Origin of the sequence: Klebsiella sp. w6 (assembly GCF_033100215.1) — a bacterium.
Classification (GTDB): domain Bacteria; phylum Pseudomonadota; class Gammaproteobacteria; order Enterobacterales; family Enterobacteriaceae; genus Klebsiella; species Klebsiella variicola.
Genome location: NZ_CP136907.1, coordinates 2,157,789 through 2,180,586, shown reverse-complemented (window position 1 = coordinate 2,180,586; position 22,798 = coordinate 2,157,789). Strand labels below are relative to the sequence as shown.

37 protein-coding genes are annotated in these 22,798 nt (G+C 51.2%); 6 read left to right on the top strand and 31 right to left on the bottom strand.

Annotated features, from left to right (window positions below; genetic code table 11):
* Window positions 1-60 precede the first annotated feature (60 nt).
* Together R0140_RS10705 and R0140_RS10700 are read right to left on the bottom strand one after the other, a co-directional pair.
* The gene (locus R0140_RS10705) at window positions 61-531 is read right to left on the bottom strand and encodes a hypothetical protein (protein WP_317704055.1); all 471 of its coding nucleotides are present in this window, start codon (window positions 529-531) and stop codon (window positions 61-63) included.
* Window positions 532-801: 270 nt separating this feature from the next.
* A complete protein-coding gene (locus R0140_RS10700; protein WP_087833409.1) occupies window positions 802-1,143 on the bottom strand; it encodes a hypothetical protein in 342 nt (113 codons plus the stop codon).
* 137 nt (window positions 1,144-1,280) lie between these two features.
* Here R0140_RS10700 and R0140_RS10695 point away from each other — a divergent pair, with 137 nt between their 5' ends.
* Together R0140_RS10695 and R0140_RS10690 are read left to right on the top strand one after the other, a co-directional pair.
* On the top strand, window positions 1,281-1,754 hold the full coding sequence (locus tag R0140_RS10695; protein ID WP_279841199.1) for a hypothetical protein: 474 nt from the start codon (window positions 1,281-1,283) through the stop codon (window positions 1,752-1,754).
* A gap of 498 nt (window positions 1,755-2,252) precedes the next feature.
* Complete coding sequence (locus tag R0140_RS10690) at window positions 2,253-2,459, top strand: hypothetical protein (protein ID WP_080899557.1); 207 nt, start codon at window positions 2,253-2,255, stop codon at window positions 2,457-2,459.
* Window positions 2,460-2,499: 40 nt separating this feature from the next.
* Here the strand turns inward: R0140_RS10690 and R0140_RS10685 are convergent, their stop codons facing one another.
* The 16 genes from R0140_RS10685 to R0140_RS10610 form a co-directional block, all read right to left on the bottom strand.
* A complete protein-coding gene (locus R0140_RS10685; RefSeq protein WP_317704025.1) occupies window positions 2,500-3,030 on the bottom strand; it encodes a KilA-N domain-containing protein in 531 nt (176 codons plus the stop codon).
* Between the two features lie 180 nt (window positions 3,031-3,210).
* Entirely contained in the window at window positions 3,211-3,915 is a 705-nt protein-coding gene (locus R0140_RS10680; RefSeq protein WP_317704024.1) for a DUF6246 family protein, read from the bottom strand.
* A gap of 67 nt (window positions 3,916-3,982) precedes the next feature.
* Window positions 3,983-4,747: an immunoglobulin domain-containing protein gene (locus R0140_RS10675; RefSeq protein ID WP_317704023.1), complete on the bottom strand. Its 765-nt coding sequence runs from the start codon at window positions 4,745-4,747 to the stop codon at window positions 3,983-3,985.
* 58 nt (window positions 4,748-4,805) lie between these two features.
* Window positions 4,806-5,189 carry a phage tail termination protein gene (locus R0140_RS10670; RefSeq protein ID WP_023342739.1) on the bottom strand — a complete coding sequence of 128 codons (384 nt, stop codon included), beginning with the start codon at window positions 5,187-5,189 and terminating at the stop codon, window positions 4,806-4,808.
* Window positions 5,186-5,554 carry a hypothetical protein gene (locus tag R0140_RS10665; protein WP_057216421.1) on the bottom strand — a complete coding sequence of 123 codons (369 nt, stop codon included), beginning with the start codon at window positions 5,552-5,554 and terminating at the stop codon, window positions 5,186-5,188. The genes R0140_RS10670 and R0140_RS10665 overlap by 4 nt, the downstream gene beginning before the upstream one ends.
* A 2-nt stretch (window positions 5,555-5,556) precedes the next feature.
* Entirely contained in the window at window positions 5,557-5,919 is a 363-nt protein-coding gene (locus R0140_RS10660) for a hypothetical protein (RefSeq protein WP_317704022.1), read from the bottom strand.
* A gap of 172 nt (window positions 5,920-6,091) precedes the next feature.
* Complete coding sequence (locus R0140_RS10655) at window positions 6,092-6,472, bottom strand: DUF7370 family protein (protein WP_080935598.1); 381 nt, start codon at window positions 6,470-6,472, stop codon at window positions 6,092-6,094.
* A 2-nt stretch (window positions 6,473-6,474) separates the two neighbouring features.
* Window positions 6,475-6,714 carry a hypothetical protein gene (locus tag R0140_RS10650; protein WP_317704021.1) on the bottom strand — a complete coding sequence of 80 codons (240 nt, stop codon included), beginning with the start codon at window positions 6,712-6,714 and terminating at the stop codon, window positions 6,475-6,477.
* Between the two features lie 10 nt (window positions 6,715-6,724).
* Complete coding sequence (locus R0140_RS10645; protein WP_080935597.1) at window positions 6,725-7,819, bottom strand: major capsid protein; 1,095 nt, start codon at window positions 7,817-7,819, stop codon at window positions 6,725-6,727.
* Window positions 7,820-7,830: 11 nt separating this feature from the next.
* Window positions 7,831-8,259 carry a hypothetical protein gene (locus R0140_RS10640; protein ID WP_004151271.1) on the bottom strand — a complete coding sequence of 143 codons (429 nt, stop codon included), beginning with the start codon at window positions 8,257-8,259 and terminating at the stop codon, window positions 7,831-7,833.
* Between the two features lie 3 nt (window positions 8,260-8,262).
* The gene (locus R0140_RS10635; protein WP_048291439.1) at window positions 8,263-9,648 is read right to left on the bottom strand and encodes a DUF2213 domain-containing protein; all 1,386 of its coding nucleotides are present in this window, start codon (window positions 9,646-9,648) and stop codon (window positions 8,263-8,265) included.
* Window positions 9,649-9,720: 72 nt separating this feature from the next.
* Window positions 9,721-10,071 (bottom strand): hypothetical protein, encoded by a 351-nt coding sequence (locus R0140_RS10630; protein WP_049185996.1) that lies wholly within the window; start codon window positions 10,069-10,071, stop codon window positions 9,721-9,723.
* Window positions 10,072-10,170: 99 nt separating this feature from the next.
* Entirely contained in the window at window positions 10,171-11,184 is a 1,014-nt protein-coding gene (locus R0140_RS10625) for a phage minor head protein (RefSeq protein ID WP_317704020.1), read from the bottom strand.
* A complete protein-coding gene (locus R0140_RS10620; protein ID WP_317704019.1) occupies window positions 11,111-12,580 on the bottom strand; it encodes a DUF1073 domain-containing protein in 1,470 nt (489 codons plus the stop codon). Before R0140_RS10620 ends, R0140_RS10625 begins: the two co-directional genes overlap by 74 nt.
* Before the next feature lie 12 nt (window positions 12,581-12,592).
* The gene (locus R0140_RS10615; RefSeq protein ID WP_317704018.1) at window positions 12,593-14,065 is read right to left on the bottom strand and encodes a terminase; all 1,473 of its coding nucleotides are present in this window, start codon (window positions 14,063-14,065) and stop codon (window positions 12,593-12,595) included.
* A complete protein-coding gene (locus R0140_RS10610; RefSeq protein WP_060579344.1) occupies window positions 14,065-14,580 on the bottom strand; it encodes a terminase small subunit in 516 nt (171 codons plus the stop codon). Before R0140_RS10610 ends, R0140_RS10615 begins: the two co-directional genes overlap by 1 nt.
* 27 nt (window positions 14,581-14,607) lie before the next feature.
* Here R0140_RS10610 and R0140_RS10605 point away from each other — a divergent pair, with 27 nt between their 5' ends.
* From R0140_RS10605 to R0140_RS10595, 3 genes are all read left to right on the top strand, one after another.
* The gene (locus R0140_RS10605; protein WP_060595339.1) at window positions 14,608-14,817 is read left to right on the top strand and encodes a YodC family protein; all 210 of its coding nucleotides are present in this window, start codon (window positions 14,608-14,610) and stop codon (window positions 14,815-14,817) included.
* A gap of 44 nt (window positions 14,818-14,861) precedes the next feature.
* Window positions 14,862-15,101 (top strand): DUF6953 family protein, encoded by a 240-nt coding sequence (locus tag R0140_RS10600; protein ID WP_373617595.1) that lies wholly within the window; start codon window positions 14,862-14,864, stop codon window positions 15,099-15,101.
* 155 nt (window positions 15,102-15,256) lie between these two features.
* Window positions 15,257-15,529 (top strand): hypothetical protein, encoded by a 273-nt coding sequence (locus R0140_RS10595; RefSeq protein ID WP_060579343.1) that lies wholly within the window; start codon window positions 15,257-15,259, stop codon window positions 15,527-15,529.
* A gap of 154 nt (window positions 15,530-15,683) precedes the next feature.
* On the opposite strand, the gene R0140_RS10590 is transcribed toward R0140_RS10595, so the two are convergent.
* The 3 genes from R0140_RS10590 to R0140_RS10580 are packed head-to-tail and all read right to left on the bottom strand — an operon-like array spanning window position 15,684 to window position 16,770.
* Entirely contained in the window at window positions 15,684-16,034 is a 351-nt protein-coding gene (locus tag R0140_RS10590) for a hypothetical protein (RefSeq protein ID WP_317704017.1), read from the bottom strand.
* On the bottom strand, window positions 16,031-16,561 hold the full coding sequence (locus tag R0140_RS10585) for a lysozyme (RefSeq protein ID WP_265698426.1): 531 nt from the start codon (window positions 16,559-16,561) through the stop codon (window positions 16,031-16,033). The genes R0140_RS10590 and R0140_RS10585 overlap by 4 nt, the downstream gene beginning before the upstream one ends.
* 2 nt (window positions 16,562-16,563) lie before the next feature.
* The gene (locus R0140_RS10580) at window positions 16,564-16,770 is read right to left on the bottom strand and encodes a class II holin family protein (protein ID WP_040190046.1); all 207 of its coding nucleotides are present in this window, start codon (window positions 16,768-16,770) and stop codon (window positions 16,564-16,566) included.
* A gap of 196 nt (window positions 16,771-16,966) precedes the next feature.
* On the opposite strand from R0140_RS10580, the gene R0140_RS10575 reads away from it, so the two are divergent.
* Window positions 16,967-18,010, top strand: a complete 1,044-nt coding sequence (locus R0140_RS10575; protein ID WP_317704067.1) for a hypothetical protein — start codon at window positions 16,967-16,969, stop codon at window positions 18,008-18,010.
* A gap of 294 nt (window positions 18,011-18,304) precedes the next feature.
* Here R0140_RS10575 and R0140_RS10565 read toward each other — a convergent pair whose 3' ends face one another.
* From R0140_RS10565 to R0140_RS10520, 10 genes are all read right to left on the bottom strand, one after another.
* The gene (locus R0140_RS10565; RefSeq protein ID WP_317704016.1) at window positions 18,305-18,844 is read right to left on the bottom strand and encodes an HNH endonuclease; all 540 of its coding nucleotides are present in this window, start codon (window positions 18,842-18,844) and stop codon (window positions 18,305-18,307) included.
* A gap of 380 nt (window positions 18,845-19,224) precedes the next feature.
* Window positions 19,225-19,914, bottom strand: coding sequence for a bacteriophage antitermination protein Q (locus R0140_RS10560; RefSeq protein ID WP_317704054.1), 690 nt, complete (start codon window positions 19,912-19,914; stop codon window positions 19,225-19,227).
* Entirely contained in the window at window positions 19,914-20,054 is a 141-nt protein-coding gene (locus R0140_RS10555) for a YlcG family protein (protein WP_032723550.1), read from the bottom strand. The genes R0140_RS10560 and R0140_RS10555 overlap by 1 nt, the downstream gene beginning before the upstream one ends.
* Window positions 20,051-20,281, bottom strand: coding sequence for a hypothetical protein (locus R0140_RS10550; RefSeq protein WP_317704015.1), 231 nt, complete (start codon window positions 20,279-20,281; stop codon window positions 20,051-20,053). Before R0140_RS10550 ends, R0140_RS10555 begins: the two co-directional genes overlap by 4 nt.
* Window positions 20,278-20,886: a recombination protein NinG gene (locus R0140_RS10545; RefSeq protein WP_317704014.1), complete on the bottom strand. Its 609-nt coding sequence runs from the start codon at window positions 20,884-20,886 to the stop codon at window positions 20,278-20,280. The genes R0140_RS10550 and R0140_RS10545 overlap by 4 nt, the downstream gene beginning before the upstream one ends.
* Window positions 20,879-21,547 (bottom strand): metallophosphoesterase, encoded by a 669-nt coding sequence (locus R0140_RS10540; protein WP_317704013.1) that lies wholly within the window; start codon window positions 21,545-21,547, stop codon window positions 20,879-20,881. Before R0140_RS10540 ends, R0140_RS10545 begins: the two co-directional genes overlap by 8 nt.
* Window positions 21,544-21,711 carry a NinE family protein gene (locus tag R0140_RS10535; protein WP_012542614.1) on the bottom strand — a complete coding sequence of 56 codons (168 nt, stop codon included), beginning with the start codon at window positions 21,709-21,711 and terminating at the stop codon, window positions 21,544-21,546. Before R0140_RS10535 ends, R0140_RS10540 begins: the two co-directional genes overlap by 4 nt.
* Window positions 21,692-22,159 (bottom strand): recombination protein NinB, encoded by a 468-nt coding sequence (locus tag R0140_RS10530; RefSeq protein WP_317704012.1) that lies wholly within the window; start codon window positions 22,157-22,159, stop codon window positions 21,692-21,694. The genes R0140_RS10535 and R0140_RS10530 overlap by 20 nt, the downstream gene beginning before the upstream one ends.
* 190 nt (window positions 22,160-22,349) lie before the next feature.
* Window positions 22,350-22,613 (bottom strand): DNA polymerase III subunit theta, encoded by a 264-nt coding sequence (locus R0140_RS10525; RefSeq protein ID WP_317704011.1) that lies wholly within the window; start codon window positions 22,611-22,613, stop codon window positions 22,350-22,352.
* Window positions 22,610-22,792, bottom strand: a complete 183-nt coding sequence (locus tag R0140_RS10520) for a hypothetical protein (protein ID WP_317704010.1) — start codon at window positions 22,790-22,792, stop codon at window positions 22,610-22,612. Before R0140_RS10520 ends, R0140_RS10525 begins: the two co-directional genes overlap by 4 nt.
* Between the last annotated feature and the right edge of the window lie 6 nt (window positions 22,793-22,798).

Sequence of the window (22,798 nt, the reverse complement as noted above, 5' to 3'; positions counted from 1 at the left end):
CAGGCAATAAAAAACCTCGCCGGAGCGAGGTTATGTTTTCGTCTTGTTACTACTTCTTCCTTAATCGTAATTATGGTCTACCATTGATGGCCCACAACCATAAAACTTATCACCGGCTTGCATGACGAATTTATGTATCGGCTCAGATGGTACAAACCTTGCTACCATCGATCCGTTATTGAAGGAGAATGAGTATTCTCTTCCATCCCAGCGAGGATTTTTACCCATCATAACACTTCCTGCGATTACCATGGCGGGATAGCGGCCAGTGATCATTGTAACATCCTCCCATACCAAGCAATTGGTAGTGAAGGCATGTTTTTCTTTCATAAAGAAATCTTTGGCTTTGGTTCCAGAAAGGCTTTCGACTACCCTAATTTCATCTTCTGCTTGTTTTTGCTGAGCTGACGCCTTATCTACTTCGCATTTAGACCATTGCTCTATGGTTTTTTTTATCCTATCTGATACTGCAAAGTTAGATTTGTCCTGGCTAGCGGCAAATACCTTTGTTTTATCATCAACGAAAATCATACCGTCTTTCTTTTCAGTCAGCGGTGGGCTTACTATATAAGAACCGTCTGTTCTATATGCTGTAAAAGATTTTCCGTCGAACATCACATTAGCATTGCCTTTAATGAGAAGAGCTGGCGATGAGGACAGCTCCCCAACTGCAAACTCACAAAAAAGCTTTTCATTCGCCACAACCACGCCAGATGCCATTAAAAAAATAAGCGCAACAAAACACCTCATATCCCTATCCCCATCAGTAAAAGTAAGAAAATCGTAGCAAACCAAACATCTTTAGTCTGCCCATCCTTCCGCCTTTTTCTTTTTAAGGAGAGCATCCAGGCCGGCTGCGTCCTTCTGCTTCTTGAGGATCGTCGCGTATTGTCTGTAACCATGATGTCCAGGAGCAAAGAATTGCCCATTATCGTACATGCCAGGATTTTTCTTCATGGCAGACATAGCTAATGGGGCAAGGGCTATTTGCTGTTGGCAGTAATGAATTGCCTTCTCGAGGTTCTTGCCAGAATCGCGCAGTTTATAGTGCTTCTTAATTTTCTCTTGAAGGTCAAAGTGGATCTTTAAAATCACATCATCAGGCAGCCCACGAAGACCTTCGAGCCACTCTTCTTCTGTCATATCCCTATCCCCACTGGTTAGTTTTGGACAGATTAGCAGGGATAGGAGGGAACGACAAAAGCCTGATCGTTTATCAGGATGTTCGGCGGCGCGCTTTCAGAGTAGGTTGTAGCGTAAACCCGAAACAAGGAATCAACATGGATAAGTTTGACCGCACCATCCAGCGAGAGCTACTCCAACGCCTCTGCGACATTTACCCAGAATCTGCCGACAGTAGCTTCTCAAAGGAGTTTTCAGAAAAATTTGGAGGCATTAATATCTTTACTGCCAACTTACTTTATCTTGCTGGTCACGGACTCATTGAGATAAGACTTAGCAATGAAATAGGTCGACGACTGCCATCTGTAATGGACTCTTTCACGAAAATCACCAGCAAAGGCATAGATTTCATTCGCGATGACGGCGGTTTGGGCGCAATTCTGAACGTACAAACCATTAAGTTCCACCAGGATGCGGTCATCATCCTCGAAGACCTGATCGCCATTTCAAACATGAACGACGAACAGAAGGAAAAAGCCAAGTCGACTCTCGGCGAAATGTCGACGGAAGCCATTAAAACTGTGGTGCAAGCCGTGACGACTGCCGGGTTATCAAAGCTACTCGGGCAATGAAGTTGTACCAAATAGCAAAAACCCGCTAAACGGCGGGTTTAGTATATTGCTTTAGGTCAGCGGAATTGAGCCGCTTACTGTATTGACTACAAGCCCCATCATTGCTGCTGATGCTGCGTCAAAAAATGATAAAACCCAAACTGAAGTATTTTTTTTCATAAGCTTCTCCTTTTCCTCATTACTAACCGTTGCTAGACAATTCTTTGTAACAAAAAATATGAATAGAACCACGAGGACGAGTAGCCAAAATAGCTGCGCACTTAAAACTCCACCGAGCCCCAGTATCGCTGGCCTAAAGCTAGGGTTAATATAACCAATGATGCCATGAATATCAACTTTAAGAATCGTTTTCACGAGGGGATGTTAACGCAGACAATCATCATTTGGTATCTTTGGCAGACAGGTGTACGCCAAAACCACCTGATCGTTTATCAGGATGTTTTCTTTCACTTGATACACTAATCTGAAAAGCCTACACACTAAAACTAAGGATACAGCATGCCGCACCCTCAATTATTGACTACCATTGCAACCACTGGCGTACATATCGATATATCTAATGATTCATATCACCCTGATCTGCTTGAGGAGTTAATGTCTATTGTAGTGAAGTCAGGTGGGCATCTAACAGTAAAGGGTATGCACCCTGAGCTAATGTTAAAACTTGCTCAATTAGGTGGAAAGCATCTGACCGTGAAATGGTAATCAGATATTCAAGGCCCGTTCATTAACGGGCCTGTTTTATTCAATAAATTCCAGGCAAATACAACTGCATTTCATCGGCGGCCCGATCCCGCGCTGCATGCAGTAGCTGCTTACGTCCGCCGACTCCCCATTTCGCCATCTGGCTAGCACACTGGCTAATCGCTTTGGTTTCAGTGTTGATGATATGATCGATTTTGTTCAGGCGGGACATTGCTCCAATGCCCATACGAACAACCGTCCGAAATACCTCATACACCTCAATTTCGAACTCGGGCTTAATCCATGCTGCATAGCGAATGGCAAGCAGCTCCACTCCCCAGACACCAGGCTCATCCCCACCTTTAACTACCTTAAGTGGTTGAATTTGTTCCAAAGCACTTTTTTGGGCTTTGGACTGCAATGCTTTGATGAATCTTTTAACCTGAGCGCTGCGGAGGAATTTACTGGGCCTCTGCGACTCAGTTGCCTCCCCTTTTGCTACTGCCGCAGCATGAAGATCGTTGAAGTTATAGCGACCATCGCCATCGACACGAACGGAGACGCCGTTCACTGATACGGTTGGATATTTCATCGTATTTACCTTTCTGTGGTGCGAGCCTGTTCGCGTAGACATGGGCAGCCAAGAGCGGAACGATGAAATCCACCGCCCAGTCTCAGACTCACACTACGGAAAGCTCTTGCTGAAAGAAGCGCACGCGAATGCGCGATTTGTTGAGGGTATAAAAAAGCCCCGGACTATGCCGAGGCTGGTTTATTTGGTTTTACGGGCTTGTTCCTGCTCCATCATCGCCTGCCAGCGGCGATCGTCTTCGTCCATGACCGTGTCGTACTCTTCGCGCGTGAAGCCGTTCTGATTTGGGTATCTGGCGTTAATCATCATGGCGAACTCTGTCATCGTGAGGCTCTCAGCCTCTTCCCGGCTTATGCCGAAATGGTTACGGGCCGCCATGATGTAGTCGGCTGCGCGGAATTCTGCAGTTGTCTCATTCGTTTCGTAACGCTGCAGCTTGCGCACCTTCGCTTTGCCGATGATGCCGTGCATCATCAGGTTTTGCGCGACGATGACCATGCTTTCCGGCGGCATGCTGCCCGGGCGCCAGACGAAGCCACGCTTGCGTGATTTCCCCGGCTTCATCCATCCAACCAAATCGCCGATATCATCGTCACAACATGCTGTCAGTACCGTGTGAGCAGCCATGATCGCTTTGCGTGACAGGAGCCCGCTTTGCATAAACCGCAGGACGCAATCAGGAAGTCGGCTGTACTCATCGCGGATATAGGCCTCAGCTGCGCGCTGTGCGAATGGTGTCGCCTCGTCATTGCACAGGTCATAGAACGCCTGGACAATTTCCTCTGGATCACCGATTCGCGCCATGTTGCGAAACGACGGCCGGAAAAAGAATTCCCGGTCACCGGTACCGATAACGCATTCGCCTAATTCTTTAATCGGGGTCATAGTCGCTCCATAAACAGTATCAAGGGCGCAGAACGCCCTTTGTACTATTCACGAAATAGTCTGGCAGTTAACTGATAGTGACCGCACAGGATGCAGAAGTGATCGTGACTGGTGTCGCGGAAGAATCGGTAACTTCACAGGTATAGGCCCCGGCATCACCGGAAACAGCGCTGGCCTTGTTGAAGGTCGCCGTTGTTTGCCCGCTGACAACCGTGCCGTCTTTCTTCCAGACGTAAGTGTAAGGCGCTGTACCACCCTCAACCACTACCGACATATTCAGCGCCGACCCGGCCGTCACGCTCTTGGTCGTCGGCAGGTTGGTGGTGAACGCCAGCGCCGGGCCGGCAACTTCAAAGACGACAGTATCGGCATCGTAGACTTTCCATTCCCCAGAGAAGGTCGAAATATCCGTGGTGCCGAAATCACCAGACCAGGATGTGGTGTTAAAGTAGCCCCTGATATAAGTGCCAGCGTCTTCACCAGTGAAGTCGAAGCGGACCCAGACTGTCGGCTGACGACCAGCCTGTACCTCATCGAAAATATATTTCGAGATGGCAATAGCGCCAACTTCAGTCGTCTTGTCTTTTTTACGGAACTCTCCTTCTCCGGAGATGGTGACGTCCATATTGTTGACCAGGTTCTCAACCATACCTTTCGTATCGTCAGCCTCAGAGGTGACGGTATTCATGGAGTAGTCGAAGCCCTTGGTGGTCATGGCGCCGAGTCGCTTCCATTCGGAAAGCGCAGGAACCGTATCAGCACAGCCAAAAGCCATGCGGAGCACGGCCACCTTACCAATCAGCTTGCCGGTGTCATTAGCGCAGCCTTGCATGTATGCCTCTCAATTAAAAAAGGCCGCCATATGGCAGCCTGATGGGTGATTCTGACGATTATTCGCCGTATGTGCAGGAGACGAGTAGCCGGGTTACTAATCTGCCCTCTTCGGTGGGGATCGGAGCCGGGACATTGCCGACAAGCCGTAGCGCGCCTACGCAATCATCGGCGCCGGATTGCGCGCTGATATACTCGACAATGGCGTTTACCGCGGCGTCAGCAGCATCGGGATTGGCCTTCGAGGAGATCACATCAACCATCACATACCAGTCTCCGCCGCGGTCGTACTCAATATTGGTACCGCCGGAAGGCCGGAACACGATGAACTGGTCCGTGTCTTTCCCGTTGTCGCGCCATTGCCGCCACTGGACCTTAAACCCCGCGGTAAGCCCCTCAGCCACAAACAGGTCTTTGAGGCGCATATACATCGGAGGGGTCATAGCGAAAGCTCCTTCTTCATCACCGCGTCAATCTGGCTGCGGGTGTCCTCGAAGCCCTTCGTTAAGAACTCCTTGCGGGCCGTTGCTCGCCGGAAGTCCTGTTTCACTGCCGGGTCGTGAACATACACCGCATAGTTGGCGGAGTAACCAACGCGCCCGGTTACCCTGGTGCCGTTAGCCATGATTTCGCGGAACTGGCTGTTGATGAGCGTCGACGTATCGATCGGGGTGTAAAGTGCTGCCTGCGCGCTGCCGATAAGCATCGCAGACTGGATTGCCCGCACGACTTTACGCCCCTGGACGTCTTTGATAATGCGATCGAGGTTGGCCTTGGCCTGGCGGATGCCGCGAACTTTAGCGCCCATAATCAGACTCCCGTTATAAGTGCGAAATCGTCCGCCAGTCGCTCGAAAGTATCTGCGAACTGGACGATCTGCCGAATCTCATCGGCCTCATCCGGCGGTTCAGCATCGGTCGAAGCGCCAATCAGGATGTAATCTCCCTCCCGCGACGTTGCGTACTCGGTCCATATCGTGTTTTTAACAACGAGCTCCCGGCCAAGGTCACCGATTTTTGCAGAGAGACCGCCCTGGTAGTCGCAGAGGATAGCGATAGGCGGTTCCCATCCATACGGCTGACCTCCGCCGTCGGTATCACTACCGTCAGCATCGCGTATACGCCGCCAGATTGTCGCCGTCGCGGTGTATGACCAATTAGCTACCGAAGACATCAGTCATCCCTCCATCGCAACACAACAGAGCCTGTGGTGCGTATGCGGTCGCAGTTAATGAACCACTCGCCGTCGCTTTTCACGTACGCCGTCGTTTGCTCGCCGGTATCGGTGATCACCCACACCCGGGTAAACGTCCGCGGCAGCCGTTGCTGAACTGAAACCCACGCCATTAGCAGCCCCCGACCACCAGAAACAGGCCCACACTGTTGCCGGCGCTGATCGGAAGTTCACTGGTGCAGCCACTGGTATCAAGTTTCGCCAGCGAGTCGCGCAGCCAGGTAATGCCGTCATCTCCGTAGTCGAACGAGCGCGACGCCCCTGATGGCGCCCCCTGCGATTTTATTCGCCTGGCGCCGGAAGACGTCGCCATGAGCGCAGAGGCATACATCAGGATGAGCTTTGCCGTGCATTCGTCATACCCCGCACCATCAAGGCACGGGATAATCTTGTTCACCACGCAGAGAATCGGATCGAGCAGCGCGGCGGGGATGGCGTAACCCAACTCACCGAGGAACGCCTGCACGTCTGCCGCTGTGATTGGGTCAGCCATGGTTATTTCGCCTTCTTCGATTTGCTGGCAGATTCTTCCTGCTGCTCTGCCTGCTCTTCAGAATCATTGCCAGGTGTGGCCACTTCCAGCACCTGATCGTCATCACTAATGATTTCAACCAGACCAGCGGCTACCCAACGCTTAGCGACATCGCCGCTTACCGAAACCTGAGCACCAACCTCCAGTTTCTGGAGATTGGCACCGGAGAAAAGGTTATCGCTAATCACTTTTACCAGTGCCATTTACCGCCCCTTAGCTGTGTGCGTAGATGACTGATTTTTTGCTGTTGATGTCGGTCTTAACCATCAGCCCAGCTGCGCCCCAGGTACGCCAGATGTAATCGCTGTTGTAGAACGGACGCGGATCGGCAACGGTGCCGAAAGCCTGGCCTACAATCGGAGCAATCACGCCAGCGGTAAGCGGGACAATCAGGATCTGGTTACCGGTCAGCTGAGCGTCTTCTTTAATCGCGGCAATGCCGGACAACTTCAGAAGCTCTTGCAGGATGGTGTCAGACTGATAGTTGTCGCTGAAGTAGCGCTCCAGGTTGGAAATGATGGTGCTCGACACGTACCAGGTCTGCTCGGCGTACTGATTATTGGTCAGTTTGAGCGTGTCGCGCAGCTTAATTGCTGCGTTACGGATCTGCTCAGCAGTGGCTGATGCACTGGTGAAGTCGATATTCAGGCCAGATGCGCCCAGGTCAACCATCGCCACACGCTCGTCGTTCTTCAGACCCTTCCAGGTCTTATCGTCGAACTTGATGTAGTTACCTTCCGCGTCGCGATAGCCGTTGTAGATGTAATCCACATACTGGCGGCGCACTTCGTTGGTTGACTCAAACTGAGCGTCAGAGATGATGTCGAACGCATCCGGGTTGTTCAGGCGAGGCTCACGCCAGTGGAACTTGAAGCCTGTATCGTGCACCGGAACCATAGTACCGTCGTACTGGTACTGCACAGCATCCAGCGCAGCGCCGATCTGGCCTGACATGGAGGTATGAGCCCACATGCGGCCGCCAGACTTGGCGTATTCATACACCGTCTGATTGATGCGCACCGAACGTGACAGCGGCATCAGGTCGTTAAACAGTGTGAACTCAGTGTTCGGCTGGAATTGACGCAGCACGGTCTGGTCAAAGGCCTTGTACAGGTCAGCAGGTGAGCGAACAGCGTTGATGCCGTTGAGATGGTTAACAGCATTAAGGCGGTCGGCGATCTCCTGCATAACGTTGACACCCTGATGGTTCAGCGCGGCATTACGCTCCATACTCAGCATACCAAACTGGTATTGGTTCACGGCCAGGTTGCCGGTCTTTTCGCCCAGCGATTTAGAATAAACAAGCATTCAGTGACTCCTTACTTGATCACTACGCGAATGAGATCGCCAGCAGCGGCGGTAATTGAGCGCTCTTCGTCGCAATAGCAGCGATCGTTTTCACCGGTGGCCCACTTCTTAACCTGGCCGTTTACGATTGAAAGAGCGTCGCCTTTTTTGTAAGTACCGGCGGCTGCGCGCACGTTCAGGAACATGCCAGGCAGCGGATGGATGCCAACCAGCAGATCATCTACAGCAAAAGTGTCATCCACTGTTTTGCAGCGCAGATAATCGAAGTCAGCGACATAGATAATTGCTGTCTCGCTACCATCAACCGACACCTTGAAGACGCCAGCATCGAAGAAGCCCAGGGTGCCGGGCTTGACCGCGGTGGCGCGGCCTTCACGGTTGAGCAGCGGATTAGGGAATACGCCACCGGCGTGAATTACATGTTTTCCGTCTTTAGCCATTTTTTACTCCGGCATTTCGCTGACTGATTGGGTGTTGGTAGCCTGGCGGAAAGCGCCATTCAGGCCGGTTGAAGTCTGGCATTGAGCAAACAGTTCTTTCAGGGGCTCGCCGTCCAGAGAGTTGACAGCGATATCGGTCATGCCAAATTTGGCTTTTACCGCTGCGCGCATGTTGCTCTTCTCGCTTTCCGAGCTCGCGTTGATCTTGCTGTTAAGCGCCATAACCTGATCGGTCAGAGCTTTTGCCCAGGCGGGCATATCTTCATTGTTGGCGGCCTGCTCCGTCTTTTTGGGCGCGCCGGTAGCCGGGTCGATTTCTTCATCGCCCTTTTTCTTGGCGGTGACCTCTTCGGCCTTCATCTGGTTGTAAGCGTCCATCAGTTCGGCATCGGACTTGCCTTCAGTCGGCTTACCCGCGGCTTGGAGCGCATTGATAATCAGTTCTTTCATCGGATCGTTCTCTCCGTTGGTTTTAATCTCGTACTCAATGGGTTTGCGCACGACTTCTACAGGTTCGCCGACGAACACGGCTTTGCCGTCATCATCGATGAGGTACTTCTGCTTTAGGTATCTGGTGTCATCGCGGTAGATGAAGCTGTCTGGCCACACCGTTTCTGGCCATAGCCACTTATCTTCTGTGTCACCCTCACGCAGCTTGTCGCTGATGGCGCGTGAAATGTCGTCAAAAGAGAAGTTGGAGGCGTTGGTGAAGAAGAATTTTGTCTTGTTGAGCAGACCTTCGCGGGTGCAGTCGATACCATCAGCAAGGCGAGCAACTTCGATCTGCTGCTCATGACCTTCTGAGTTGACGAAGATGCCCACGCCTTCTTCCGGAGTTCCGGCGCCAGGCTCATCGAGCAGCACCGCCACATGGTCAAACATCATGTTGGTGGCGATCTCGTTGTACTTCTTGCCCTTCGACTCGCCATTAGCGGCAATGCCGGAATACAGGAGTCCTGTGGAGATGTGGATGGGTTCTGAGTTGGTACCGGCGATCATCTCATCAAGGCGGTTAATCAGGCGCTTGCCCTTCTCGCTTGACTCGGCGTACTGGCGGTTAACGTACATATCGCCCGTCACCTTCCCGTCTTCGTGGCTGACGTTCTGCAGCCATGCGCCGACGTGATATTCATTCACCGCCCGGACATCGCGAGCAGACACATGCTTGCCGTCAACCTTCGGGTGGCCCAGCGGCATCGGGTTACGCTCAAGCGTGTTGTAGGCCTTTTCGATTTCTGCTGCCGGGTACAACTTCCGGTTCATCACGATATCGTCCACGACAGGCGTGATGCCGCGAACCACGATATGTGGCTTGCCGTCGATGGTTTCAGTGGTGATGTTTGAAGCGGAGTTGACGACGGTCAGCACGTTAACGCGATTGCGTTTCATGCTGGGTCCTCATTGGTGGATTTCTGGCAATAAAAAAGGCCGCCGGAGCGACCTTTACTAAATTTATTGGTGTTAGATCTCTATATGAGTTTCATAAGCCTCATCAATACTATCAGCACCTTCATCTATCAGAGTGCTCAATCTTCGAGAACTAAGCTTTGCCCAATTTCCTGTCGTGGACATTACCATGAAGCATAAATCATCGTCATGGTTTTCAACCAGCATCCAACCCAACTCTGCGAGTTCATAGTCAAGCTCAGAAAGGAAAGATGTACGAATTGAGTTCCGACCTGACATTGTGCGAAGAGTGTTTTTCGATATCTTATATCTCGAAATATTTTTGTCCTTTTCTTGCCCGTAATAATAGGCGTTAAGAACAATCAGTTTAGCGGTGTGAGCAGCGGATAAACGATGTTTTGACATAATATGTCCTAATGTTTTGTGAATTAAGTTATGAACCACTCTATTGGCTCAAACCCAATATCACACAACACCAGTTCTGAGTCAATATCACAACAATGACTAGCTATAGATAGTGATATTAGTTTTATATGCCTTTCGCTCTTTCGCCAACTTATCTGCCAGCCCCTCATTGAAGATGCTACCGTCGTCGTTGAGCAGTACCGGAATCTGGCTGCAATAGCAGTTGTACCGGTTTCCGTTCTCAGCGTAGAAGTCCCGCACCTCTTCTGTGGTGTATACCTTGCCGTGGCGGCTGGCGTGCCAGCTGCGCGTGGTCGGCTTGAGCGCAGATAGCCACAGCAGGCCGGTATTCAGCCCAAGCCGATCCGCTGCCCAGTCTGTTTCGTTCCATTGCGCCTGCCGCAGCGCACCGACCTGCTCAGTCTGAGCGATGGTCTTGGCCTTCGACATCGAAACATCGAGGCGCTTGCTGATGACGCTGGCCGTCTCGCGAGGATTCACCCCGCGCGCGACCGCATCGGTAATGATGTTGGTCAGATCGCCGCGGGCGGTGTCGCTAATGACCTTCCAGTCACTGAACGTTGTAAGCCTGGCCTCCGCTATCTGGTTCAGATAACCTGGGCTACTCAAAAGTTGCGAGAGAGTTGTCTGGCTGGAGTACACCTGCGTCTGCTGCGAGAGGTTGTTGAAGGCCTCCAGCGTTCCGCGCTGCGCCTCTGCGGCGACGTAATCCATCGCCCACAGGTTTTGTTCGCCACCTTCCAGCAGGTAATCGTCGAGAATGGACTGTACCGCTTCGAGCAGGTCGGCCAACTCCTGCGCTGACATGTCGTAGATGAACTTGCCAGCGTTTACCTGGTAGAGCCGAACATCCTCGCCATGGTCGTGGCACAGGAAATGCCAGTTGTGGCTGTTAACCTCTCGCTCTCTACCGGTCAGACGTTGGTCGAAGAGCGATTTCAGAGCGCGCTTGATATCGAGATACCGCTCCTCGATATCCCGGAACATCGCGCTGACCTGCTTCGCTGATCGAGTCGGGTCAACCTTGCTGCGCGGAACTATCGGCAGCCCCACCTTTGCCGTCTGCTCCGGTGTCATCGGCCAGTGGATCATCGGTTGTCACCTTGTCATTCGGGTTAGGTGGTTGCTTTGGCTCAGGCAGAGGCTCGAGTCCTACAATCTCGCGAAGTTCGTTGGCCGTGAATGGCGGCTCGCCACCGTAGAATCCAGAGGTTTTCTGGACGATATCGGCCAGTTTCGAAGCGTTCTCGATTTTCTCTTTTTCGCCAGGTGCAAGCAGGTCAGTCCATGAAATGGTGACCTCTCCATTTGTCGGCGGATCGATAATGCCCAGGGTCCAGAAGCGCTCCAGCAAGGCTGTGATTCGGTCAGTCAGAAAGCCGTTACGGCGGGTGTTGCGGCGAATGGCCCAGTCGGTTTTATCCTCATCACTCGCTAGGCGCCCGGTCTGCTGACCAAACAGGATGGTGAAAGGGATTTGAACTGATGCCGCCAGTTCGTTCGCGGTGACCTCCCACGTCGGCCCAGGGTCGCCGGGTGTCACGCTCAGAACGTGCATCTGCCCGGCCTGCATAACCGCCGCCGCATCTGTGCCGCGGTTAAGCTTGTTGACCTTATCGCCCATCGCTTCGCCGAGGTCAGCATAACCAGCTTTCTTCGCCTGGTCGGCAAGGGTGGCCATGTCGGTTTCTTTGCTGAACTCGACAGCGATCTGCCGGCTGGCATTCTTCAGGAAGCCCTCAGCGCCACCGCCGGAAATCTTCTCAAGGTCGAGTCCTTTGTTGTATCCGGCCTCAAGCAGCGGGATTCCCGACAGAACGTTGTCATCTTCCGAGCCTTCGCAGAACAGGATCACCCGGCTCGGATGCACTGGCTCACCGCGCGTAGGACCGACGAAAGCCTCGTCTCCAACCGGCTGCTCGTTGAAGTTGAACATCTTCGGCTGGCCGAAGGTCTCGGACTGGCGATCGTTATCCCATTCGGCGACCGTTAACTGCGGCTCCCATGCCGGGATAAGTTTTACAAGCGCTGACTCGCCCAGGGTTTTCACCAGACTGGTATCTACTGGATCGCTCCATGGCTTGTTATCTTTCACCTGCAGCAGCAGTGCGGAGTAGCGCCCGACCATATTGCGGCGATCAGCATCCTTCACCTTCGGCCACAACTTCTTCATGAACTTGGTTACTTTCTTTTCCCAGGCGTTTGTTTTTTCCGCTTTCTGCGCTTCATCACCGTCAACAATGACCGGGTAGTCCTGCCAGCAACCATCCAGAAGACGATGCACAACAGCGAAGCCTGCGGCGTTGCGCCGGTACATGTTGTAAAAGTCATGGAAGGTAATGGTTCGCGGGTAGCCAAACTCCTGATAGAGGGTCGGGCGCTTGGTATTGCCTCCGCCGATACCGATGGCGTTAAGGTAATTCGCTCGCCGCATTTCAGTGGCGAGATTGTTCACAGCCAGTTGAAGGCCGTTATCTTGTTCGCTCACTGGCGATGCTCCTTAGAAGAATACTGTGCCGACCTGCTTGCGGTTGTTCTTCGCCACGGCAAAGTAACGAAAGCTGTCGGCGCCGTGCGATGTGAAGTCGTGAAGGGGTTTGTCTTTCCAGCAGCCGCGCTTGTCGTCCCACTCCTTGCGGTAACCTTCGAGGTGGGAGATGCCAACAGCGCACTTCTCCTCATCGAAAACGCAGGACTTGAGGATTTCACGCACCGACTCGATGCCGGTGTCGCTCCCCGCTTTCGGCACAACGCGGAAATTCATCGAATACATCCGGCCGTCAATCTCGTAGCCCTCGCGCGCCAGCTCTTTGCGAGACTTCGCATCAGCGGCAAACTCGCGGTTCTCGATGTCGTGCGGACCCCAGTGCTCACCGTACTCATAGCCGCGGTCTTTCAGCACCTTCATGTAGTGCCGAAGCCCCTCGCCAGAGTTTTCGTAGTAGTCGATGATGTGAAACTCTTCGCCGACCTCGCGAACGAACCAGATCGCCGTGGAGTCCCCCACACCAATATCCCAGAACGTGTGAACCGGTAGATGCGAGTTATCCGGGATTTGACCGATCCGCTTGTTGGTGTAGAGCCAGCGGAATTGTTTGGCGTAGTACGCGCCCTCGACCGACTGCTGGAAAGCCTCGGCCGGAATGGTCGGGTATTCGCGCTTCATGTCGTCGCCGAGCGTCTTTTCTTTGGCGTAATACCACGCCTTCTGCCTTTCGTTAACGACTACACCGTGTTTCGCCTCCATCTCAGCAAAGTACTCAATCAGGCGTGCAGGGAGCGGTTCTACCGGGTCAATTGCGTATTGCGGATTCTTCCACCAGGAGAAGAAGAAAAACTTCCAGTCCAGCGCAGATAACGGCTTGCCCTGCAGCAGTGCTTTCTCTGCCGTCTGGCAGTAATCGAAGAAGTAACCCGCCCGGCCCTCTGCGGTGCTCTCGATAGTAGCGAAGCATCCAGTCGATACCGCCTCAAACGCACCAGTGACGATTTCCCGGGCTTTATCCGGATACTTGGCGCATATCTTCCCGAATTCGGAAACATGCAGGTAACGCAGCGTGCCGCCACGAAATGAGGTACTAACGTATAGTGATCCGCCCTTCTTAAAGACCAGCTCACCGGCTGAGTCGTTGCTCGCCGGATTGGCCGCCTTTATCTCGGCCGGCAGCTTGTCGTAGGCATATTTCACCTTTTCCCGGCACAGGCGCTTTGCGTCATTCAGCGTGTGGGCGATCAGCGCGCACTTTGCCGACTCGAACAGAGCAGCGTCGAGCTGGATGATGCACACCTCTGTGGTAAATCCGAGCTGTCGAGCTTTCAGGATGATGTTGCGGGTGTGGATCCCCTCGAAGTATTCCCGCTGCTCCGGCGTCATTCTGAAGCGAGTCGGCTTACCTTCTTTGTCGGTGATCCAGTAAAGATTGTTCAGCCGCCAGTCTTTATCAGCTAGCAGCTTGAGATGCTCAGGTTTCATTACGCCCCCTGAGACAGTGAATCCATAAGGTCTGAAATTGAATCGACAACGTGTTCAGTTTTCACCTGCTCACGGAATGCCTGGACATCAATGTGCTTACCAATCAGTTCGAGGTTCTTTACCTTATCAGGCCACTTAATCTTCTTGAGCAGCGCGGCTGTGTTTCCCTCAGCTGACATCTCGACAACATCCAACCCGGATAGCGTCGTCCTCCAGACCTTAGGCCACTGAGACACCGGCTTGAGCTCACCGGTCGCGGTCAGGATGTCCAGCACGTCCATCTGGTCTATCTCAACAAGACGATTCAGGACGTATGTCGCATTTATACCAACCAGATCATTGCGCTGCGCTTTGAGTTCAGCAATTCTGGACTGGATGTCAGGTTTTGACAGGTTTTCGGACGCGGTGCGATTAGCTGTCTTAGCGCTGTACCCCGCCCGAATAGCCGCTTGCGTGGCGTTTAAATCGATGAGGTACTCGCGACAGAACATTTCTTGTTTGTCTGTGAGTGCCATGTATGTCTCATTTAAGAAGGAAGCTTTATGTCTATAAGTGAACGCAAACCAAAATTTAAGACCGGTGATATCGTTTATTTAGTTTCAGCCGGCCCGGCGATGGCTGTTCAGGAACCAATCATTAACACCTACAAGGAATTTACTGGCGATTACTGGTGCCAGTGGTTTGCGGGGAGGAAGCAAGAAAGAGCAAGATTCCCAGAGGACTCATTGACTGCAACCAACCCAAAGCCGTAAACCCAAACGCGCCGAAGTTATCTCTTACTGACGTGACGAACTGGATGATGGCGCAGTTGAAAAGTGACGATTGCCTATATCAGCAAGACGTAGTTGATTATTTAGTCAAAGTCGATAATGAGCAGCTTCTGAAAGAAAATGCTGATGGCAATCTGGTCTTATCTACGCCTGTCATTAACCAGTTCCGCAAAGTAAGCGGTGATAAAGTGGTTTGGGTTAAGCCTGAACGATACTGGCGATACCGCGTATCTGAAGATGAAGATGGTCGTGAGGCTCGTGGTTAACCTTAAGGGCGAACTATAGCCCTCTTTACGCCATTACGATGGACCTGCCTATGCTGGCGGCTATAATCGCGCCTTCGCAGGTGAAATTAACTGAGTGTTACCAAGCACTTCCAGGATTGTAGTCCTATCTCAATCACTGATGTGAGGAAACTATTATGGAGCAACATGACTACTCAGATATCGCTTTCCAGATAAGTACAATTCATGGATTTAAAAAGCTATTTATTGCCAGTGGGGCTGGAGTGGACATTCCGATCGATCATGGAAGATACCTTGTAGCGGTGAATGAACGTGGAGACAGACTGGCAGATAAATCACCAAATGGAACATGGATTATTGAAGGTAAATTTTATGCTGGCTTTGATCCAAACATCCCAAAATATAAACACGCGATAGAGGTTGTCCACCCGCCGCTTGAAAATAAGTAATCAATTAGACAAAAACTGAGTACGGATGTAGTCCTGCTACTGGCTGATTGCCCGGTAGTAGGCCTGCCAGCGGTACTTATCCAACCGAAGTTGGCGTAGACATTGAGAGGTTTCGACGTCCGATTGCAGGTCTTCGTCGGTGTCCTTCCCTGCGTCACTTGCTTTGCACGGAGGGCTCATCAAATCCGGGGATGGCGTTGGCAGCGTCGATAGCTCGCTGGCGCAGTTGCACAGCATCATCGTCAAACCGGCACACAGTACGATTCGGAGACTGGACATATTTCACCACGTCGCGGGTTATGGTTCGGTAGATGACCTTGCCCTCTTCTGTAGCGGCAGCGGCCTTTTCCTCAACTGGCTGGATAGTCTTTTCGGCTTTCTCTTTTTTCTTCGCCGCGAGGGCAGTGACATGGTCAGCGTGAGAATTCCAGCCAGACCGCCATGAGAAAATGCAGGAAAGCAGCAGAATAACTACAGCGCTGATAATGGCGGTTAACCGGCTCATTCATCTATCCCCCAACATGCCAGTGCGCTTTCCTGATCGCGACGAGAGACCTGTCCGTAACAATTGTTGGAACGCACGCGGCAATCTTTCCCGCCATCAAAAATCCACCGGCGAATTTCAGCGCAGGCACCTTTACGGTCACCTGCATTCAGCTTGCGGTAGAAAGTGGAAGGGAAGCACTTACCGGGCCCGATGTTATAGGGGCAGAAACTGGCAATCCCGACCTTTTGAGGAGGCGTCAGATGAACCCGCACATTCTGATCTACCCATGCCAGCGCCTTATTGCGCTCGACGGCATTTACCTGATCGCATTTGGCCTGGGTTAACTTCATCCCCTGCGTTACAGGTCTTCCATCTACCCGGGTAGCACCACGACATATAGTCCAGATACCGGCGCCATCGCGGTACGATATGAGGCTGTTACCCTCTTTCTCATCCAGGAACTGATCCATGAGAACGGGAGCTGATGCGCCAGCAGCGATAAGCGCCAGCATGGCCGCGCTGAGTTTTGTTTTCAGGGATGCCATAGTTATTCACCCCTCGCGGCTTTACGCCGATCTTCTTTAATTTTGAAATACAAATTTGTCAGGTAAGTGAGAAACCCAAAAACCAGACTTCCGATAACTCCAATAGCAGCCCATTGTGAAGGGCTAACCTTGTCGAGCAATTGAAAACCCCAGTAACCGGCATTTCCAACTGAAGCACCATATGCAACACCAGTCGCCATTTTCTCCATACGCTACTCACCTCCCCTCAGCGCTGAGCCAAAATACAGAAAAATTTTTAATATGTGTTGATCGTTTTTTTTTAAATGGATATAGTGAAAAAATCATCACCAGTGAATGACATACTTAATTTTCTTTCAAGCCATAAAAAAGATTCAGCCCTTAAGTTAAAGATTATCAACAAGACAATCCTAAGAAGGTTATTAAATGAATGGAGCATATGCACTATTAAATCTACTACCAGGAATGCACGCAAGCATCCTTTCAATTGTTGCCGCAATTATTACTTCTTGGTTCTTTTATGCTTTTCCAAAGCTAGTTGAAGCAAAAAACAATCTTGAATTACTTCTGTCCAACTCTAGCAATTTATTTACACCAGAAATCTGTAGTGAAACCGAACTTGACATCAGAGATTCTGATGGTTTGATTTCTTTTGAAAAAATACATCAACAATTGAACCACCAAAACTTTATCCCAAAAAACTCAGGTGCTAATGATAAAGTTCTTTTAGAAAATACCATCCATTACTTATTGATAATGGCATCTATAACAGGTGACAACACCTTCCAAAAATGGTGCAACCCAAAGCTTCGAGAAAAAGATTATAACTTATTCGATAATATCAATGGTAGAAACATTGCAATCCTTAAAGACTATATAAATATGACCATTGCAAGTTATGAATTTAGGGGCGACCAAATGAAACATCTCTTCAATACAGCTTATGAAATACAATTAAAAGAAACAATCAACCCACACGAAATTGGATACAATAATTTCATGGCAAGACATAAAAAAAATATAGAGCAATTTCAAAAAGATGGCGACATGGACGGTCTACAGGATTACATAAAAAAAGCGGAACCTTTCAAACAGAGTTACATAACTGACATGGAAAAACATGAACAAGAAATAATGAAGAATCCTTCATTCAGCCAAATATATGATTCAATAGCTTCAAGGTTATACGCGATTAGAGATATATTAATTCCCCAACTTGAAAATTCCTTGGCGCAAGTAAGATATTCCGAAAATTTACTCAAGCAGGGTGGGTTAATAAAAAATGTGGTACGTATAATATTTTTCAATGTTGTTCTTGGTATAGTGGCACCACTTTTTTTTATATCAATCGAATCAAATATGATTGATTGGAATTCTACTCCGGTAACATGGTTTACATTTACACTAGCAATGATAACTATTATTCCATATCTTACCATCTGTGCAAAAGCAATAAAGGCAATAAGGTAGCGGACAAGTCCACCCCAGCAAGCAATGATCAACAGAACCAGCCAGGACATCCCGGCAATGCTCTCTTTGTCTTGCATACGCTTAGCCATAGTTACCGCCTCCGATGAAAGATCGGGAAGCTGTGTGTGTGAGAAGGTCAGGGCCGTCGGGCTGATTTACCAACAAAGCGTCGAGGGTGATTCCCGCGACCCTGAAAATAAAAAACCCGCTCAAGGCGGGAAGGAATACCAAGGGTAAAAGCGACGGCGCGGTAGCCGTAATGGTCCCAAGGTAGAGGGATATGGCGGTTGTGTATTAACGGCCATGGTTTTCATGGAAGCCGTAAAAATTCTCGGCAGATTTTCTTGCTATCACGGCCTTTTCAAAGGTGGAAAAACTTCCAAGATTCATGTTTTTCCCATTTATGTTTATTTGTGACTTCCACTTTTTCAAAGAGTTATCAAATGTAACACCTACAACCCCAGACTTATTTCTCTTAGGTAAAGATAGATTCCGACAGTTTTGCTTCCTGGTGACCACTCGAAGATTTTCTATACTGTTATCGTCCCTTTGATGGTTGATGTGATCAAGTTCCATTCCTGCCGGTATATCTCCGAAGTGGTGTATCCAGACAAGCCTGTGAGCCATAAACCTTAGGCCATTAAGCTTTATATAAATATATCCGTTGGTGCTCAGACTTCCTGCATGCGTACCGGCATACAAGGTATTCCATCTTTCACATAGACCCGAGGTGGAAAACTCAGCTTCCGCCCTCTTTTTCCGGATCAGGCTTCCGTTTTCATAAATGAAATACTTTCTGACGGTATCCTGAGATGGATACTTTCTTTCGCTCATGCGTTTTCCTTACTTTGAAATGAACCTTTGCCGCAATGGAAATCAGCCCGTCGAGGCTCGCCAGCACTAACTGACTTCCTCAAAGGCTCATTTCAAAGGGGTTCGGATTCGACGTGGTTAAAAGCGCATTGCGGTGCGCTGTGTTATCTATTTTCTTGCGGGATGGAAGGCCATTATCTGGTGCTGGTTGAACCAACAATCTGGTTCAGGGCTCTTGCGCGGCGGGGGTCGACGTGTCGTGCAGCACGTCTCTACCCAAGAGCCCTGACCGGATAGCAGGCATAAAAAAGCCCAAGGCGTTAACCTAGGGCTTGAATTCTTTGTGTGTCGACAATCGAAGCTATGGCGACGATATCAGATTTACATGAAATATATGCCTTTCAGTTCGGTTTTGCAAGACTTACATCTAAATTTGTCGCCTTTTGTTGTGAACGTGATCGCGTTACCGATATGAGAGCGTCGCTATCAAGCTTCACAAAACCACTTCGCAGCGCCAGCCAATGAGGGAGGTAGGTTTCTGTCCATGTGGACTTTGCTACACCAACCAGCTCCGCCAGCGCCTGATATTCATACACCTCCCGGCCTGCTAGCTCGGCTTTGACGTCCTGCGCCGCCAGCCAGATGAGTTGACGAAGGCGATCGACTGTTTTCTTTGCAATGCGCACGCCAGCCAGCTTCTCGCTGAATTGCTCCCACGCCCACTGGGTGATCGCCACCTGGTGCTCCCAGCAGATATTGTCGCTGTAGTTCCATAGCAGCCACGATTTTTGGTGGTTGTCCAGCGACAGCAGAGCCCGTCGCCAGCTGGCCGTCGAATACTCAACAGGCAAAACGAGAGCGATTGATGAACCCTTAGCGCGGGACTGGCTGCCGCTCATCGGCGGGCCATCCGGGTTAACCATGCGTTGCTTGACCTCGCTATAAACTTTCTTCCTACCCCGGCTGCGCGCCGTAGCGGTGAATTTCGCGTTCTCTGCAAAGGCCACCAGTTGCCCTTTCGTCGCACCGCTCAGATCGGCGGTGGCCACTATCAGCTGCTGGCGAACATACTGGAGGTATTGGGTATTTATCATGCTGTCTCTCCCAGGGTCTGATAGATGCGAACGAAATTTCTCAGTATGCGGTAGTCAACCAGTACGGTGCCGCGGTGCCGGCAAAGTCGGAGCTTTTGCCAGCGGTCGCGGATGCGTTCGATAACTTCACGGCTCATTTGCCAGTCCTCGCCATAGCCTTGGCCATCGCCTTGTATGCCCTGAGCACATACGCGCTCTTTCCGTACAGGGTGATCTGGAAGGTAATGCCGCGGGACTCCCAGGTGTTGACCGGGGAAGCGTACAGTCCTGCATCCGCAATGTGTCTGGCCATAGCCAGCTGCCAAAACGGGCCAGTCAGCCAGATGCGGGAATAAGCCCCTTCGTCGCTATAGGTGATCTTCATGCAGCCTCCCGTTGTTTTATGAGCGCACGGCGAAGCGCGCTGTAATGGCGTCTGATGCCTTCCAGTTCTTCGCGAGTGTATGGGTGGATTTCATTGTTTTGCTCCAGCACCAGCACACGCTCTTCGCCGATCAGATCGACCAGAGCGGAACGGTACGCTTCGATGTTCCCGGATTTGTGAACGTTACACGCGGAGCACTGGAGCCAGACGTTATCTGGATTGAATCGAAGCTGTGGTGCGGCGGCGGTGGTGCGGTAGTGACCGGCATGCCACGCAAAAGCGGTTTTTGTCCCGCAGGAGATACATGCATGCCCGTCAGCCAGCAGCATTTCGCGCCGCCAGTCGTTGAAAACACGCTGAGTCATCTGGACCCAGTAGCGAATTGGCTTCAGCTCACTTCGACGTGCAGCACGCCGTTGGCGCCCCTCCTTCTCAGATTCGCGCTGGCGCTTCACCGCCCTGGCTTTCGCCGCTTCCCGGGCTTTTGCTGTCTGTTTTTTGCCGATCGCGCTGGCGCATTCAAAACTGCATACCACCTGCCCTTCCCGGGCAGGATGGAACCATTCGCGGCAGTGGGCGCATTTACGACGTGAAGGTTTACGCATGCTCACCACCCTGGATCTGCACCAAGGTCAGGCGGCCGCAGAATACAGCCCTAGTGTCGATATACATCTGATTGGCGTACTGGATTGGCTGATGTGCCGGGGTGTGACCAAAAATAAACAGGTCTGCACCGGATATTTCATTCACAATCCCATCCTGAGCCGCGCTCACTCGCTCACGATTCCAGATGACCTGTTCTGCATCGACGGGCCTGTCATACGCATATTGGTTATGCGGGTAGTCAGCATGGCAGACCACCACCCTCTTACTCTCGGTCATTACCTCGATGATGAGTGGCAAACCAGCAACCAAATGCGCCAACGCGATAGCCAGGCGTTCTTTGTCGTAGTCAAGGTTAAAGAACCATCCGCCACCGTTAGCAAGCCAGTGATTCACGTTCCCGGACGAGGATAGTCCGTCGAGCATCATCTGCTCATGGTTTCCGCGAACAGCCATGAACCAGGGCATTGTGATTAGCTCAAGGCATTCGACGTTTTCCGCCCCGCGATCGATAAGGTCACCTACTGAAATCAGCAGGTCACACAATGGGTCAAAGCGGACCCTTTCCAGCTCGTTCATCAGCAGCGTATGGCACCCATGCAGATCTCCAACAACCCAGATGTTGCGCCAGATAGCACCATTAATGCTTCGGTAGAGACTCATGCAATTTTCCTTCTGGCAGCGCGGCGCAGCCAGCGGACATCCGCCAGGTGAGCCGTATAGTGAAAGGTGGGGATGTCGGAAGGCTTAACTTCAACTTTGCGCTTGCGGCGCGCCGGTACGCGGAAGATGCCGCGATCCATGACCTTAGCGAGCAGACTGTGCATGCGAAGCCCTCCATTCCTGGGCCCATGCAATCCGACTGCTGGACTTCTCGCTGAACTTCACATTGTGCTCGGTGCCGAACCAGTAAATCGCCTCGATAACCTCGACCATGTAGCGCTTGCTGGATTGTGAGGTGCGAACGCCGAAGTAGACGCGTCCGCCGTTGATGCCCGGGGCGGATTTCTGCTCACGCTCCGGACTTTGCATCTGGCTGACCAGTACGGTGATGAGGTCTTTCCACTCCGCTGGCTCCAGCTTTTCGCCGTGCCAGATAACCTGATCACTCAGGTCTTTCAAAAGTGGCCACATGAGACGATTCTGTTTGTCGGTACGGCTTTCTTCTCGCGCCTCGATAATCAGTGGCGATCGGTGGTCTACAGGCAGAGACTGGATGAAGTTGACGACGTTACGCTTAACATTGTCGTTGATAAGGCAGAATTGTTGCTTCACGCTTCACCTCCGCAGAGGTCAAACGCTGAATGCAGAAAATCGCCGGTGACTTTCGCCATCGGTGACAGGGATTGCTGTAAGGTTTTGTGCGCCATGTGTCCCCACTTGGCGCCGGAAGTAAGTCGTCAGTTGCTCAGGCTGACGAGGTAATTATGACGGGCTAAATCCCGAATTGCAAAACGAGCATAGGCTATTTTTTCTCGTTCTGACTGGCCATTTCCAGATAGTGCGGATCGGATGCGCGGGGGAGCTGGATGCTCTGCTCGCGGTAGTAGCGGACGCGCTCCATAAAATACTCGCGCAAATGCTCAGGCTGCTCTCTGGCTACCACTTCGGCGACTACCGGCATGTTCAGGCGCTCTTTGTAGGCGACGCCGGAAGCTGCGAGGTCAACATTGACCTTGTCCTGCTCGTCTTTCGATTTGGCTGCAATGTTCCATTTTGATTGTGTCAATCTGCTGTTCTCCCTCTTTTATTCCGCGTGTCATAGGGCGACCTGTAGCCGTCAACAGAAGCGACCTCTTTCTCACCAAAGCGCCTTGCGTTGGCAATATCCGACTCAAGCCATCGTTTTTTATACCGCGTCCTTGATGCTTTGTATTTTTCGGCTGGAGTCATTTCTTCATTTGACATAAAAAA